This is a genomic window from Atlantibacter sp. RC6 (assembly GCF_014193285.1).
In the GTDB taxonomy this organism is placed as follows: domain Bacteria; phylum Pseudomonadota; class Gammaproteobacteria; order Enterobacterales; family Enterobacteriaceae; genus Atlantibacter.
In genome coordinates, this window is sequence record NZ_JACHZE010000003.1 from 1 (window position 1) to 15,161 (window position 15,161).

Sequence of the window (15,161 nt, forward strand, 5' to 3'; positions counted from 1 at the left end):
TACAGTGCTGGTACCAACAACCGCTGTTGAGTTGTTGGTAAGTTTAAGGGTTCCTGCAGACATAATTTCTCCTGATTACAGGCGTAAAAAAACCCGCCGTGCGGGTTAGTTGTAAGGTTTGTTTAATACATGCTTTCCAGTAACAGCACGTTCATGCCGGTTATCACATCTATCGGTACGGCGTATTTGTCAGTCCAGTATTGCGCCGTGCGCCCTTTGCCAGTGCGCACTGAATTTCCACTGCGAATAAGGCCCACATACTTCGCGTAACACCATCCGCTGCTTTTCGCCGACATTGCGCCGTAGCGCCCCAGCATTATGAAACGGTCACCAATATCCGCCCAGGCCTTCGACGGACGATAATAGGCATTGCTGTAGACAAAAGGACGGCGGGCCGTGCTGAATGTGCAGACACCTGCGGCGTTAATAAAGTTAAGCCCGCGGGCGGGCGTGGGTGCCACACCTGCAGCAAAAATTACGATATCGAGAGTCGCTGTTGCGTCATACCCCATATCCTCACTCTCGCCGGTAATAATGATCTGGTTCCCGTCATACTCCACAACGACCCCGTCTGCGCTCCATTTTGCAAAAACCATATAAGTGGCGCGGTTCCAGCCAGTGTCAGGTGGCGTCCATCTGCCTGATATGGCAACCCTGCCCCGCCATACGCACTGGCCAACCACACTGGCATCAGTTATTGCAGTAAAATCGGTGCTGTCGGATATCAGCAATCCCCTGTTTCCGCTCTGCGAGGCAGGCAGGATTTGCCACATCGTGCCGGTCCACAAAATGTCGCGAAACCCCGGTACATTCCACCAGGTGGATATCTGCATACTTCCGCCATTTTGTGCCGCAGACGTCAGACAACCGACGGCAGGGATTAAAGACGTTCCGTTGGGGTATATCACAGCGGTCTGGTGAGGTGCGTAGACCAGCGCCGATCCGGGTATATAACCGGGTGCGTTATAAACCGTGCCGTTACCGTTAACCACGCCACAGAAAGACGGGCAGCGCAGGCCAGCGGTGATTTGCATGGCCGGCCCGCCGTCCTTCAGGTCAATAAATAAACCACGCATCACCATTCTCCCAGGACGATACGCCCGCCATTGCTGAGATTTACCGTCACACCATTGCCGTTAATCACCACACCGTTTCCTGCGCCGGACATTGAAAACTGGCCTTCTGTTGCAATGATGGTTCCTTTGACGGTTACGCCGGCGAAGTAGGCATAACCGCTTTTATTGATGTGCCATCCACTATTCCCCGAGCCATCCCAGGTATTTGACTGAATATAGGCACCGATCTTCGCGTTAATAATGGTCCCGTCCTGGATAAAGCCGGAGCTGAGAAACACCTGGCCGTTAACGATGGCGAACGGCGAATACTGAACGCCGCCCTGACCCGACAGCATCACGAACTGATCGGCATTAATCGCAACGCGGGTTTTCACCCCGGAACCGTCCGCGATAACCGCGACTGACAGCCCGGCGTCGTAATAATTGCCGTTGTATTTAACACCCGTTCTCAGCGTGTAAACTGCATTGGCACTGGCAACATCAGCGTAGGCCGTGTACTTCTCATTGATGGCCGCTTCCTGCTGACCAAATTTCGCTGCCACCTGCGTCTGATACTGTGCGAACGCCTGATCCGCGCTGGCCTGTGCGTTCTGAATGGTGGTGATGCTGCTGTTAACACCCTTAAAATCCGCAGCCACGGTCAGCTTATATTCTGCAAAAGCCTCATCCGCTGACGCCTGGGCGGTTTTAACCTCGTTGATTTCAGCAGCACTTTCACCGAACTGAACGGCTACCAGCTCCTGGAATTGTGCAAACGCTTTCTCTGCATCGGCCTGGGTGATTTTTACCTGTGAAATCTCAGCGCGGGCCGCTCCCACCTGCTCATACTGGATCTGCGCCCCTTCCACCTGCGCCAGTGTTATTTGCATCTGGCCCGCCAGGCTGAAATCAATCTGCTCTGTCAGGCGCTTGCCGTCCTCCGACGTCAGCAGGTCTTTGGCAATATCCTCCAGGTAGTCTGACGCCTGGTCGTTAGCCATCCCCCGAATCCATTCCGTCCAGCCCGACTCGTTTCCGGTTTTGTCGACCAGCTGCGCGCGGTACCAGAAAATCTGCCCGGCACGTAACCCGAGCTGGGTGTATTCGGCCTGCGGGTATGGCACATCAGAAAGCAAAATCGGATCAGCATGGTCATCACGCGGCGTGTACTGAATTTCCGTTTTCAGCGTATCTTCCGTGTTAGCAGGAAATGCCCAGCTCAGCCGGATACCCCAGTTGATGCCAGTAGCCGTGAACGCGATCGGCTTCGGCGGGTTACCGACCTTGCCTGTCAGCGCTTTTTCCGGCGAGTATCCCCAGCCGCTGGATATCTCCGCCGCGTTGATGGCGCGGACGCGCACCAGGTAGCGCCCTGCATATATGCCCGGCACTTCAAACGACGTGGTCGAACTGCGCGGCACGTTCACCCAGTTCCCGTCGTTGCGGCGCCACTGCGCTTCATACGCGATCGCGTTCGGTGCGGGGTCCCAGCTGACGCGCATCGTCTCGATACTGATGGTCTGATTCACCACAGAGTAAGAGCCAATGGTGATGTTTTCCGGCGCAAACTGACTGCCCGGCGGGATCACGCTTACCGGACGCTGGTCAATGATGGCGCCGGTATCGATGCGGGCATACTTATCCGGATCGTGAAACGCGCCTGAGATGGTAAATGTGCCGTCGCTATTGTCGCTGACACTCACCACCCGGTACTGCTGGGCATACAGTTCGTCAGATTCCACTACCCATACGCTTTCCGCCTGCGGTATCTCTCCGTAAGCGATACTGACCGTAACGGCCTGGCCGTTAACTGCCTGGATTGTCCGCGCCTGTGACGCGCCGGACGGCAGGTTGAGAATAAGCCGATCGCCCGGCCGGGCATCCGGCACGCGGTCGAGGGTGATCACGCGCCCGTTTACCGAACTGATGCGCCCACCAGTGACTTTACCGGACAGCATTTCGTCAGCGACGGCGATGATATAGCCCGGCTGCGGGATATTGCCGTCCAGCCCGACAGAGAACGTGACGATGCGGTCTTTATTGTTGGTCAGAATGCCCCAGCGCCCCTTTCGGTTTGCCTCGCTCTGCCGGGTGCAGCCAATCGCGGTCATCTCAAGCTGGTTAAATCCGTAACGCGCAACCAGCGGTTGTTCAAACACCGGCTCCATGGCGTCGGCGTAGCCGTTAGCCGGGTCGGAATAAGAGACCAGCGCTGTGGTGTAACGGGTTTTGGTGGTGCTGCTTGAGTAAACGAATTCGCCGTTGACCACGTTGGCGCGGGTGTAGCTGTAATCAATATCGCGCGGCATGTCTGCCAGCGCCACAATCTGATTACCGCCCCAGTACGTCATGCCCCGGAAGATGGCGGCAAAATCGCGCAGCACGGTATAAGCCTCGTTGCGGTCCTGCACATAGACGTTACAGGTATAGCGTGGCTCCACGCCGTTCCCGCCCCGCCCGTCCGGTACCATCTGATCGCAGTACTGCGCCACCTGATACAGCGTCCATTTATCGATATTCGACGCCGTCAGCCGGTGGCCCAGACCAAAGCGATCGGCGACCACGATATCGTAAAAAATCCACGCCGGGTTATCTGTCCAGGCCCATTTAAACCCGCCCGTCCAGGTTCCGGTATAGGTGCGCGTCAGCGGGTCATAATTATCGGGGACACGGATAACGCGCATGGCCGGTTCGCATGAAATCTGCGGGATGCTGCCATTGAACTGACTGGAGTCGAACTCGATATACAGCAGCGCGGTGTTCGGATAGCGCAGCTTGGCGTCGATCACTTCCGTGTAACTCTGCAACGTCATGGTGTCGCCGATTCTGGCGCTGTTGGCATCCGGCGTCAGTTTTCGAAGCCGTAATGTCCAGGTGCTGGCGCCACGCGGCAGGTCGATACGGTGGCTGCGCTCATAACCTGAGGTGGTTTTACCGGTTACCGCCGTACTGATAACAGTCTGCCATGCTCCACCATTAGTCTGCAGATCGACCGCATAGGCAACTGAGTTACCCACCAGATCCCCGTTATCCAGCTGCTGGTAAAGTGATGGCCATTTGATACGCAGGCGAACGGCAGATAACTGCGTGTTGGTAAACGTGCGTGTCCAGGCAGTGGCACTGGATACCTCCGTACCGACACTGATTTCGTTTTCAGAGCCTGGCATGCCCTGAATATAGGGCTGAGCCTGATTACCCGGTCGGAAATCCCAGGCGACGCCGGAAAAGTTACGGGAGCCGTCCGGGTTTTCAATCGGGGTACCATCCAGAAAAATGTTGCGCCCTGTCAGCCCACCAGCAAACTCCCCCTCGCCCAGGGCGATAAGGATTTTTGCTTTTGCCACCGACTGGAGGTCGTCCGGCTGTTCTGTGGGCGTGCGCTGTTTCGAGCCGCCACCTTTGCGCCCTTTAACGAGTTTTGCCATGTTGTGCCCATAAAAAAACCGCCAGGCGGCGGTAACAGTGATGGAATAATCAGATAAGGGTTATTGCTGATCTTCGACGTAAATCCCGGCGGAAATAATCGCGCCACCAATGCGGCGTTTACCATAGCCAATAGGTACCGGATAACCCTGTGCGGCTGTATTTGTTACACCGCCAAACGCATACGATGCGCGGTTATCGGCGTCCTGTTTGCTGGCTAGCCCCGTTGGCTGAGGGGAAAGCATCTGGACAATACCGCCAGCCATCATCCCTACACCAGCAGCTACAAGCGCTGCACCACCATACGCATAGGTAATTGCACCCACCACAACAAGAACAGCACCAAGAATAGTTTGTAGTAATCCTGCTTTTTTACTGCCAATAATAACCGGAACAATACGAATAACTTCTTCAGTTACAGGAAAACCGAGGTCATCCTCCCCGATATTCTTTTTCCCACGAAATACTGCATATGTTAGCCCGCGTCGTTGACTGGAAATCATATATTGCTCAAATCCCTTAATCGTAGCAGCTAGCGCACGGGGGGCTTCATGAATAGTACTAATCAGGCGATAGTGTGTTTTGCCAAAGTATTTACCAAGCAAACCACCCAACTCAATTTGCGTCATAATTTCTTGCATAGTGTTACCTATAAAAAAGCCCCTTTATCGGGGCTATTTATGAAAACGATTATAGATTAATATTAACTAATGATTCTTGCGAACGTCTTATGATTTTAAACTTAACCGAATCCCCGGAATGATATTTCCCCATTGCCTCGGTCATATCTGCTTGGGTTCTAATACGATCATCACCAACTGAAGTGACAATATCACCAACAAGTAATCCAGACTTTGAGGCAGATGAACCTGACTGAATATCCGAAATAACAAGACCAGCCGAATATGATGGGTTCTCTACAACCTTACCATTTTTATCAGCCATTCCCATCATGGCACCAATTTTAATTGGCGAAAAATTATTAACAACCTCTCCAACATATTTGTTAAATTCTATAACTGACTGATATTGATCTGGGGTGCACCCGAACATATTTGCACAAGAAACTGTAATATTTATTGAATTCACACCATTGGGATGTGGATTTTTAGTTACTTGACATGACGTATTTGTACTATTCCCAATGGAATTGTACGTTTCAATATAGTCATTGCTATAGTTCTGTATTTTCATTCCGCAGTTTTGTGTAACCCATTGCCTTGCTGCTGCCCAAGCAGCGTCGCATTGCCTTTGTGATGAGCATGAAGGAATAGTTTGGTTTATTTCACCCTGTTGTTGATTCCTGACGGACTGTGACACACACCCAGATAATAAAAAACCCAGAACAAATACAAACGCCCTTTTCATTCTGATCTCCTTAATTATTAAGAAATCAGATATTAGCACAGGGACTTATGACGTAAAATCTTCATGGTGCGTTCAATCCAGTAACCGCCGTACGGCACCCGCTGACTGAGATGTCCGTACAGATGGTGAAGCAGCATATTGCCTTCGAGCAATACTCCGGCGTGGTTCCACTTATTCGACTGCACCTGCATAATCACAACATCGCCCGGTTGTGGCGCTCCGGTGAATTCCCGGAAACCGCACTCGTACCATTTATCCTGGTAAAAATTATCCGGGTACTGGTCCTCCCACCATGGGTAATCGACGCGATAATCCGTCAGCTCGATACCATGGGTCTGGCGATAATAGCTCATCACCAGACCCCAGCAGTCGTAGACGCCGAGAACGAACGGGCGTTCAAGCAGCGGAATTTCACCGCGTGGCATGATGGTGCGTAAATCGCCTTCCGGCCAGTTGACGATATGCCAGGGGAGCGCCGTCACATCACACTGCGCCTTGTCCGTTTCGCTCGGCTGGGTAGTGGCGTCGGGGTGGCTGTGCACGATGGCGGTGACCGCTCCCCAGTCCTCAGCAGCGGCATAGTCTTCCGGGCAAAGGACAAAGTTGTCCTCTGGTGTTGCGGCGAGGTTGCGGCACGGGAAATACTTCTCAACCCTGCTTTTCTGCACCACCACCCCGCAGCACTCGCGCGGATATTCTGATTCCGCGTGGGCCATGATGGCCGCAATGGTCTTTTTACGCATATCAACTCCGGATTAGCGATGTACCCGGGAAGCCGCCGAACGACAGCTCGTTACCTTCACCGAACCGCAGTTTGCAGGCGGTGAGTGTCCCGTTACATTCATCGCGGGACGGGTCGTCCACCGGGTTGTTGTTTTTGTCGAAATAGCGCGTCCCGGCGTAATCGCAGCCATCGCCGGTGCGATACTTATTGCGGATGCACCAGGTGCACAGGGAATGAAGCTGGCGCGTCGGGATCATCAGTCCCTGCAAATCCATTGGGCTGGATAACGCGAACTCCACCACCTCACTGGTTTCGGAGGTTTTCGCATCGATATACCAGACCTGCAGCTTTTCCTGCGTGGCGTCTGCCGTCGGGTTTCCACCGGCAAAGTTTCGCGCATCAAGGTACTGCGCCAGCGTGTCATGGATTGTCACTTTAGCCTGCAGCAGATCGTCATACGCCAGGCACAGCGCGGTGATCGAGCCGTCCAGGTTGGCAACCGATAATTTCGGCTGTGCGCTGCTGCCGCTGGTTGACGCTTCGATCCCTTCAATCTGGCACGGCCAGGCTTTATATTCCTGCCCCTGCCACCAGATACTTTTTGCAGGTAGTTTTGATTCATCGCCGCCAGCGGCCACGATCTCCGCTTCGGTATGGGGAACGTTGTTGCTGTGGAAACGCAGCACCTCTCCGGTACCGAACGCTGTGCCGTCGACAGAAAAAAGCCGGACTGCATTGCCCGGCTCAAGTTTCTGGTAATCACTGTTTAAGCTCATGGTTTATAAGCCTGCTCAAAGGTTGCGGAAAGATTAAACAGCCCGGCACCAAGCGGTGTCGGTGTGTAGGTATCACAGCGGTAGAGGCCGAGAGGCTCAAGTGGCGGACGCCACTGAAACGACTTTACGCCCTGATGCCGATCGAGAAAGGCTTTAATCGCCGCGATGTACGTTTCTGTCCCGGTAAACTGAAGATTCCACTTTTGCGATCGTGGATTAATCCCGTCACCGGATACCTGTTCGTATCCGTCACCAAACTTCGCAGTGCGGCGGCGGAACGTTACCTCCTGCTCAGCGTTGATGCGCGGGCACCAGCTAAACGTTTCTATAGCCATCAGCGGCCTCCTTTGGCCATATTCCAGACTGCACCGCCCGGCGAAATGTCCCGGCTAATCAGTTCGCGGTAGCGTCGATCGACATAATTACCCACCTCACGCCCGAACTGTTCATAGCCGCCAGTCGCCTGGCTTTGCGTGTTTCCGTTGCTATCTATATGGATATTGACCTGTGGCGCTCCGCCACCCGCCGGCGCGACGCCACCATTTCCCACAGCACGCACACCAAGCGAACCATCGGCGGCGCGGGTCAGCGGCATGATTGCCTCCGGCCCGGCCTCTCCCATCAGTCCAGCGCCTTTGGCGAACGCAAACAGCGTCGGAGAACTGACAACGGAATTACTGTACTGGCTGAGATCGGCGGAAGAGTAAACACCGCCTCTGGCGTTGAACTGAAGGGTGGAACCGTAAGACTGAAGCGCGGTACCGGAGCTGGCAGAGGACGCTGCGCCGCCAAACAATGAACCGACAGAGCTGGCCGCGTTTGCGATCATCATGTTCACCATCACCTGTTCGATGATTTTCAGAACGCTGATGCCCCAGTCTTTCCAGCTCGCTTTGTTGCCGTTGAGCATGTCGACGATGTTACTGCTGATTCCGGATAGCGCGCTCTGCATGGCGTCAGCCGCCAGCGTTGCATAGTTCGTGGAGTCATCCACCCAGTCGGCGAGCCCGTCCCGCGCGCCGGTTACCCAGTCAGCCTGCAGCGCATCAATTTGTTTGTAGTAATCCTCCTGGATTTCCAGCCTTTCAGCCTGGGCATCTTTCAAAGCCTGCGTTTCGCGGTCATAAACCGTCTGGCTGATATCACCGGCCTGATACTGCTTTTGCAGCTCCCGCTGCTGGTCAAGGTAGTCGCGCTCAATACCCAGCCGTTCACGGAGCCGTTCTCGCTGTCTGTTGCCAAGTCCGGCCCCCTGAATATCGACGCTCAGATCCGCTCGCGCATTATCGTTCTGCGCCTGCAGGCCAGCGACAAACGCTGCCACCTTCGCGTTTTCTTCATTGGCTTTTTTCAGCTGGTTCAGGCGGTCCACTTCCTGCGCCAGCTGCTGAAGCCGGACTTTTTGCGCGTCATTAATTCCGGTGAGTTTTCCCTCCGCCAGATCGAACTGAAGTTTCTGTTGCTCGGTCACCTCCGCCGTTTTTTTGCCGGTGGTGTCGATAAGGGCGATCTGGCGCAGGTAACCCAGCTCCATGGATTTGAACGCGCTTTCCAGCTTTTTGGCACTGGCATCAGGTGTCACCTTGCCATTGGACTCGCCCGGTGCAAGTGAGTAGTCACCCGTTCCGGTAACGGGCAATGTTGCTGAAGAAATGACAGGTGCCGCCCCGGCAATAGACTTCAGGCGCGTACGCTGCGCCAGCAATTCATTCAGCTCTTTCTGCTTCCCTTCCGTATCCATACCAATACGGTTAACACCCGCCAGGAAGCCTTTGTCGTTAAGGTCAGCCTCAAGATTTCTGATCCGCCGTTCAACTTCAAACAGCGAGGCATTAGCGGAGAGCTTTTGCCCGCCCTGGTAATTATCAATAAGGTTACCCAGCGCTGACGCCGCTTTGCCCAGCCAGCCAACAAGAGAAGCAATACCACCGACCATTTCCGCCAGGCCCTGAAGCACTTTGGGATCGGTGAATACTGCCCGCAGATCTCCCAGTCCGGCCTGAAGAGGCGAAAGGTCCACACGGGCAAGGCCAGTGGCAATTTCCAGTTTCAGTCCCTGCGCCTGTGTCTCCATGTCCTCAAAAAGGGAGTTTACCTTCACCAGGTCATCGATGGATTTCGGATCCGGCGCTACGCCATATTCCCGCGACAGCTTAAGAAACTGCTGAAGCTTCTGGCTGTTGTTATCAAAAAGCGGTAGCAATTTTGACAGGTCATTGCCCAGGCTTTCGAGGATGGTGATCTTCTCAGCGTTGGTACCCACTTTTTCCAGCGCACCGGCAATCGCCAGTAACTGTTTATCAGGCGTTTCCGTTGAAAGCTTCTTCGCAGAAAGACCCAGCGCATTCAGCGCATCAACGGCTTCACCCGACTGGTTAAGTACCGCATCACCAATTTTGTCGCCAATGTCCTTGAAAATATCCGCCATCTGCTCGCCTGACACGCCCGCTTTCTGCGAGGCGAACTGCCAGGCCAGCAGGTCCTGGGTGGACATGCGCAGGGATTTTGCGAGCCGGTCGCTTTCGGCGATCTGCTTTGAGGTGGTTTTTAACAGGTTGATACCCGCCACGCCTGCAGATACTGCCGCCGCTGCGGCGATGGTCGCCATTGACCCCAGCGCGGCACCGGCAAGCCGGACATCCTGCTGGACCCGGCGCCGCCAGCTTTCGGACTGACGCTCCGCGCGGTTAAGTCCTGCAGCAAAGCCACCGATATTGGCAATCAGGTCAATGGTCAGGGTTCCAAGCGATCTGGCTGCCATACCGTCTCCGTGAGTGTTTAAGACCAGGTCCGCATGGCCTCATCAAGCGTGACGGGGCCAGTGGTGGTCGGTGTTTTCGTAAAGTGCAGGGTGAAATCCGTGACGCTGAAAGGCGGCGTATCTTTGCCACGGTTCACGTTGGCAATGGTGCTGGAGACCAGCCCGGCGGCCCATTCCGTACGCAGCATCGGGTTAAGACTCCCGTAACGCTCACGGTATTTCACCCAGATCTGGAATTCCCGGAAACTCAGGACTTCCTGAGCCTGCGCGATGGTTTGCCCGCCGATACCGTTGAGGACGAGCTCGCACCAGAATTCATCGTCGGCGCTGAGTTCATCTTTCCCAGATCGTTAACCTCCTGGATAGCCACCAGCAGGGCAATGGTCAGCGCGCCATCCAGCGCGCCGCGCTCCGGGTCCGCCTCACCGGTAATATCCGCTGGCGTGAAGACAGGCTTGCCGTTCTCATCGCAGACGGATGCGGCGATCCGCCCCGCCACACCGTCCACGCGCCCGTTTGCCGCCATCACGTCCGTCATGGCCGAGTGGTAGCCCAGCGGGCGGATATAGACAGTGGCGCTGAATTCTTCTTCGCCCTGCCGCCAGGTAATTTCTTTTTCCACCGGGCGGCCGGTGAATGCCCCGGCCTCTTTCAGTGAATCGAGTGTCAGTTTCATTAATCGCTCGCTTTAGGTACCCAGACCGACGCGCCGGAACGCTGGATGGTGGCGGAAGTGGTCACCACCGTGTTGGCGGAGAAGTCGAAGGGGAAGTCAGAGACATAGCCACGAAAAACAAACCAGGTGCGGCTGTCCGGCAGCGTCAGCCCATCCACTGCGCCCGCTGCGCCCTGTGCGGCAGCCGTCGGTGATGCAGTGCCGTCAGACCAGCCCACGGCAAACGTCAGCTCTTCGTGGTCGTCAGAGTTTGCCAGGTTGTGCAGCATGATATGGCTGGCGTTTTCCGGGTCAGCATTCAGGCCCACCGTGGCCTGGCCGGGCGTGCGCAGGCCGACCTTATAGGTGCGGCTGTTCCGCTCGGAAAGACAGGTGTCTTCAATCTGATCCGCCGGGTTTCCGCCCGGTGAAAAACTGGTGATACATTCGATTTCACTTACCGCGCCCTGGGCGAGCACAAAAAACTGAGTGCCTTGCGTCAGTACAGACATGGGTTTCTCCGTGCATAAAAAAACCGGCACAGGGCCGGTATTGTGGGGTTATCGCTTCACTATCCAGTCGACATCGAAGGAGTAGCGGTAGCGCCTGGTTTCGGGGTCTCTTTCCTGTCCGCCCCAGCGCGTGATATGCGCGTGCGGTTCAATGGCATCCCGCAGCGCGGTGGCCACGGCAATCACTTCATCCGGGGTATCTGCCCAGGCATCAACCTGTAGCGCCCAGGTATCCGCATCCGGGCGCTGGCCGAGATAGTTCTCCGGCGCGCCGCTCACGTTCTGCCAGACGACATAGGGGTAGATGACGTTATCGTCCTGCTGCCCGAACGGGTAAAGCCGCACCGGCGAATCGCCAATCAGCGCCCGTACCGCCGGACTGGATGCACAGACGGAAAACAGAGGTGCAATCACGATCCGCCTCCGTTTCGCCGCGCACGCCGCAGCGCCCGGTCGATGCTTTTTTCATATTCGGTGGTGAACGTGGCGATCACCTCCTGCATGCGTGATGTTGCCGCTGCGCGTACCAGGGGCTTCGGCGACATTTTTTCGGTACCAAACTCCAGCAGACGCCAGTGCGGCGTGGGTGCATCCGCAGCGAGGCTGGGATTCTTTTTAAGCTTCGCGCCCTGCAGGATGCCTATTCTGAAGCCGGGGTTACCGGTCTGTTTAAACAGCCTGCCGTTCCAGCGCAGCGCCGCGTTATCCGCAATGCTTCGGGCCGTTTGCGGATCATCAAGGCGCAGGGCATTGGCCTTAATCTGGTTCACAATAACGTTACCGGCCTTGCGCAGCGCCGCGCGCCCGCCCTTTCGCTTGAGGTCGTAATTCACCTCGTTGAGCTTCTGCTTCAGCGACTCAATACCGGTGATCTGAACTTCAATACCGTCAGCCATCGTTTATCCCCCGTGAGCATGGCAGGGTCAGGTATTCCCGGCCGCTTTTGTCATCCTCCAGCACACCGGTGATGTCGTAGATCCGCCCGCGATGTACGATACGGTGTTTATCCGTGACATCATCACGCCAGCGGATGGTGATGCGCGTGGTGACTTCATTCTGCCCGGCCTGCGCCGCCACAAAGTCGCGCGCTGAAAGGTCGGTGACATTCGCCCACAGCTCAGCCACATCCGCCCAGCCGTTGACGATCGCGCCGGTGGTCGGGCTCTGCGTTTTAACAGGCTTCTGCAGTGTTACCCGCTTGTTCAGTTTTCCTGCCTGCATGGTTACCCCCGGGGCTTTCCGCTCAGATAGGTCTGCGGCATTACCCCGTCGTCACCCTCATCATCGACCATCGACTGGTAAATCACGGCGACCAGGGCTTCATTTGACTCCGCCAGGCGGTTTATCGCGGCGGTCTGTTCCATCTGCGCTTTCGCCTGTGCCTCCAGCGCTTTCAGCAGTTCGTTTACCTGTTGCTCGTTCATAGGCAATAGCCATCCATTTTTTCAGCCACTCGCGGCGGCGTTCGCAACCTGAGCAGGCCATCAGTGCCACCGCCGGTGTCGTATCAGCAGCGCTTCAACACCCAGGGGTGTTTCCGTAAGGCTTGAGGCAGCTGCTTCGCGGTTGGCGTACCAGTGACCAATAAGGAGGAGCATTGCCGCCCATATGCCGGAAGTAAAAAGAACCTCACGGGGAGGTTCTTCATCATCAGAAGCCGGTGTCAGCGATTCCACCAGTGCGCCGTCGCAAAACTTTTCGACATAATCGACAGCCGCAGCGGTATAGGCCGCAATAAGCGCATCTTCAGTGTTGCCATCAACCCTCAGGTGCGTCTTTATCAGTGTCATCTGTTCCGCGCTTATTTCCACCTTTACCTCCGGTTTTGGCTTTTGCAGGCTGCTCAGGATCGGAGGTTTTCGCCTTTTCGGGCTCAACCTCTTCTGCCAGTTGCAGTTTCACCAGCGCTTCGCCGATTTCTTTCTTCACCACGCGGGTTTCGCCCTGGGATACCGTCCCCAGGTGATAATGCGAGAACATACGGAGAGCTTTAATTTTCATGCGTTAAACGCGGCCATTGCTGACCGCGCCCTTCTGTTATGCGCCGGAGGAAACCGCAATGTCACCGGTGACGATGGCTGCGGGACGGTAGTGCGCCAGCGCCAGGCGCTCTTCGCACAGGATGGTCAGCATGTTTTTCACGAAGTTATCGCGATCCTGGTTGCTGATCTCAATGGTGGCATCCATGCGATCCCACACCTGAGACGCCAGGCCAAACGCGCCAACGGTGAATTTGCCTGCCGTCTGCGCCGTGGTCGACACCACCGGCAGACCCCAGAGCACTTTCGAAGCAAACGCCTGCGGGCCGCCAAGAATGTAGTTCCCGTTAGCGTCTTTCAGCAGCGCGATGCGGTGCCAGTCCGCCGGGTTCAGAATGATGCCGTCGGCTTCGAACTCACTCAGCGATACCTGATAGATGGCATGCGCCAGAACATCAGCACCGGTATCCCCGGTCGCGTTGAGTGCAGTTTCGTAGTCGTTCGCCACCACATTCAGCCCCTGCAGGTTATCGCCGGTGCCATCCCCGTTCAGCATCTGGTTCTCTTCCACCAGCGCCAGACCGTACATCATGCGGGAGTTGATGTAGGACTGCAGCGCCGGGGCATCATCCATGATCTGGCGCGATGCCTGGATCCAGTGAGCAATGGTTTTAACGTTCGCCGTTTCTTTGGTGAACGTGATGTTGCTCTCTGGTTTCAGGGTGCCTTCAGCAACCGGCGCGGCAGCGTTGGTGAACACATTCTCGCGAACATATTCCAGCGCGTTACTGGTGATGCGCCCCTGCGCCAGCAGGTCACGCACGGTCAGACGGCGCAGGCCCGGCATCAGGATGCCCGGTTGCTGCTGGGGCAGAACCAGTGCGCCGGCGGAGTTGGCGCCAGACCCGATCGCTTTATCAAAGCTGGTGACTTTCGCTTTGGTGCGGGAGCCGTCCCAGCCTTTCATCAGGTCTTCGGACACGCGCTCTGCGAAGGACTTCTGTGCAGTCTGCTCGGGTGAGTTGCCAGCCAGCTTCTGTTCAAGATCGAACAGCCGGGTGCCGGTGGTCTTCAGTTCGTCCTGGGCTTTTGCCAGGTCGGCCTGAAGCTGTTTGTTGATTTCGCCGTTCTGGTTGATGGATTTACGCTGTTCTTCGATGAGCTCCTTTACTTCTTTCTGGGAGTTCTCGATCGCTTTTTCCAGTACAGATAATTCAGACATGTGTTACTCCGTTAATGCGTCCGCAGGTTAGCGGCAAATGAGGTAATGCGCTGTGCCAGCGCGTCAATGTCGCCGCTGCCGAACTCGCTTCGGCCTGCGGACTTAACACGGGCGATAAACACCTGTGCTTCAGAGCGCGAAAGCCCGACTGAATCCCTCAGCCAGGCCTCTGCGTCACGAATGGTTTTAATGCCGTCGATACTCTTCATGGCGGTTACACCCGCCAGCTCGTTGGCCGGGAAAGTGCAGACACTGATTTCCCGCAGGTAAGAAATGTTTTTGAAGATGAGGCCGGACGAGCCGACGGTGTAATCATCGGGTCCGACGGAAAAACCCACCGACATGCCTTCGACGGTGCCGTGCTGCATGGCTGCCTTAAGGTCTTCAGCCAGGCTTAACCCGGGAGTGAGTTGCCCTCGGACGTAAAGCCCCTTTTCGTCTTCATGCATCGCATCCCATTTACCTACCGGGATAGCACGGGTCTGGTGATTAAAGAACATCGCCACTTTTCGGCTCTGGTTTGTCACCACACCTGCGAACGCGCCAGGCAAAATAATGTCGCCATCGGCGTCGGTGTTATTGAACACCGACGCATACCCCTCAAACGTGCCTTTGCTGCCATCGCCGGTAAACTTGATTTCGGTCTGGTCGAATGCCAGCGTCTTATGAATATCAGGCATTGAAGC

The 15,161-nt window shown here is 55.7% G+C and carries 19 protein-coding genes; all 19 read right to left on the bottom strand.

From position 1 onward, the window contains the following. Positions 1-122 precede the first annotated feature (122 nt). From FHW74_RS07995 to FHW74_RS08085, 19 genes are read right to left on the bottom strand one after another with little or no spacing between them, the layout of a single operon-like run. Positions 123-1,076 (bottom strand): DUF6453 family protein, encoded by a 954-nt coding sequence (locus FHW74_RS07995; protein ID WP_255459881.1) that lies wholly within the window; start codon positions 1,074-1,076, stop codon positions 123-125. Next, positions 1,076-4,480, bottom strand: coding sequence for a host specificity protein J (locus FHW74_RS08000; RefSeq protein WP_183169963.1), 3,405 nt, complete (start codon positions 4,478-4,480; stop codon positions 1,076-1,078). Before FHW74_RS08000 ends, FHW74_RS07995 begins: the two co-directional genes overlap by 1 nt. A 60-nt stretch (positions 4,481-4,540) precedes the next feature. Next, positions 4,541-5,119: a tail assembly protein gene (locus FHW74_RS08005; protein WP_183169964.1), complete on the bottom strand. Its 579-nt coding sequence runs from the start codon at positions 5,117-5,119 to the stop codon at positions 4,541-4,543. Positions 5,120-5,168: 49 nt separating this feature from the next. Then, positions 5,169-5,846, bottom strand: a complete 678-nt coding sequence (locus FHW74_RS08010) for a PDZ domain-containing protein (protein ID WP_183169965.1) — start codon at positions 5,844-5,846, stop codon at positions 5,169-5,171. 32 nt (positions 5,847-5,878) lie between these two features. After that, on the bottom strand, positions 5,879-6,589 hold the full coding sequence (locus FHW74_RS08015; RefSeq protein ID WP_183169966.1) for a C40 family peptidase: 711 nt from the start codon (positions 6,587-6,589) through the stop codon (positions 5,879-5,881). 1 nt (position 6,590) lies between these two features. Then, the gene (locus tag FHW74_RS08020; RefSeq protein ID WP_183169967.1) at positions 6,591-7,346 is read right to left on the bottom strand and encodes a phage minor tail protein L; all 756 of its coding nucleotides are present in this window, start codon (positions 7,344-7,346) and stop codon (positions 6,591-6,593) included. Further along, positions 7,343-7,681: a phage tail protein gene (locus tag FHW74_RS08025; protein ID WP_151604585.1), complete on the bottom strand. Its 339-nt coding sequence runs from the start codon at positions 7,679-7,681 to the stop codon at positions 7,343-7,345. Before FHW74_RS08025 ends, FHW74_RS08020 begins: the two co-directional genes overlap by 4 nt. Beyond that, positions 7,681-10,107, bottom strand: coding sequence for a phage tail tape measure protein (locus FHW74_RS08030; RefSeq protein ID WP_183169968.1), 2,427 nt, complete (start codon positions 10,105-10,107; stop codon positions 7,681-7,683). Before FHW74_RS08030 ends, FHW74_RS08025 begins: the two co-directional genes overlap by 1 nt. 17 nt (positions 10,108-10,124) lie before the next feature. Further along, entirely contained in the window at positions 10,125-10,295 is a 171-nt protein-coding gene (locus FHW74_RS08035) for a hypothetical protein (protein ID WP_183169969.1), read from the bottom strand. A gap of 59 nt (positions 10,296-10,354) precedes the next feature. Continuing rightward, complete coding sequence (locus tag FHW74_RS08040) at positions 10,355-10,783, bottom strand: phage tail assembly chaperone family protein, TAC (protein ID WP_125292255.1); 429 nt, start codon at positions 10,781-10,783, stop codon at positions 10,355-10,357. After that, entirely contained in the window at positions 10,783-11,274 is a 492-nt protein-coding gene (locus FHW74_RS08045) for a phage tail tube protein (protein WP_125292256.1), read from the bottom strand. Before FHW74_RS08045 ends, FHW74_RS08040 begins: the two co-directional genes overlap by 1 nt. A 48-nt stretch (positions 11,275-11,322) precedes the next feature. Continuing rightward, positions 11,323-11,688, bottom strand: coding sequence for a DUF3168 domain-containing protein (locus FHW74_RS08050; RefSeq protein ID WP_183169970.1), 366 nt, complete (start codon positions 11,686-11,688; stop codon positions 11,323-11,325). Further along, positions 11,685-12,170 carry an HK97-gp10 family putative phage morphogenesis protein gene (locus tag FHW74_RS08055; RefSeq protein ID WP_151604575.1) on the bottom strand — a complete coding sequence of 162 codons (486 nt, stop codon included), beginning with the start codon at positions 12,168-12,170 and terminating at the stop codon, positions 11,685-11,687. The genes FHW74_RS08050 and FHW74_RS08055 overlap by 4 nt, the downstream gene beginning before the upstream one ends. After that, on the bottom strand, positions 12,163-12,495 hold the full coding sequence (locus FHW74_RS08060) for a phage head closure protein (protein ID WP_151604573.1): 333 nt from the start codon (positions 12,493-12,495) through the stop codon (positions 12,163-12,165). The genes FHW74_RS08055 and FHW74_RS08060 overlap by 8 nt, the downstream gene beginning before the upstream one ends. 2 nt (positions 12,496-12,497) lie before the next feature. Then, entirely contained in the window at positions 12,498-12,698 is a 201-nt protein-coding gene (locus FHW74_RS08065; RefSeq protein ID WP_151604571.1) for a hypothetical protein, read from the bottom strand. Between the two features lie 60 nt (positions 12,699-12,758). Next, a complete protein-coding gene (locus FHW74_RS08070) occupies positions 12,759-13,085 on the bottom strand; it encodes a head-tail connector protein (protein ID WP_370527983.1) in 327 nt (108 codons plus the stop codon). After that, positions 13,033-13,275, bottom strand: coding sequence for a hypothetical protein (locus FHW74_RS08075; RefSeq protein WP_183169971.1), 243 nt, complete (start codon positions 13,273-13,275; stop codon positions 13,033-13,035). Before FHW74_RS08075 ends, FHW74_RS08070 begins: the two co-directional genes overlap by 53 nt. Positions 13,276-13,311: 36 nt before the next feature. Then, positions 13,312-14,475, bottom strand: a complete 1,164-nt coding sequence (locus FHW74_RS08080; protein ID WP_183169972.1) for a phage major capsid protein — start codon at positions 14,473-14,475, stop codon at positions 13,312-13,314. Positions 14,476-14,486: 11 nt separating this feature from the next. Continuing rightward, positions 14,487-15,155, bottom strand: coding sequence for an HK97 family phage prohead protease (locus FHW74_RS08085; RefSeq protein ID WP_255459883.1), 669 nt, complete (start codon positions 15,153-15,155; stop codon positions 14,487-14,489). Between the last annotated feature and the right edge of the window lie 6 nt (positions 15,156-15,161).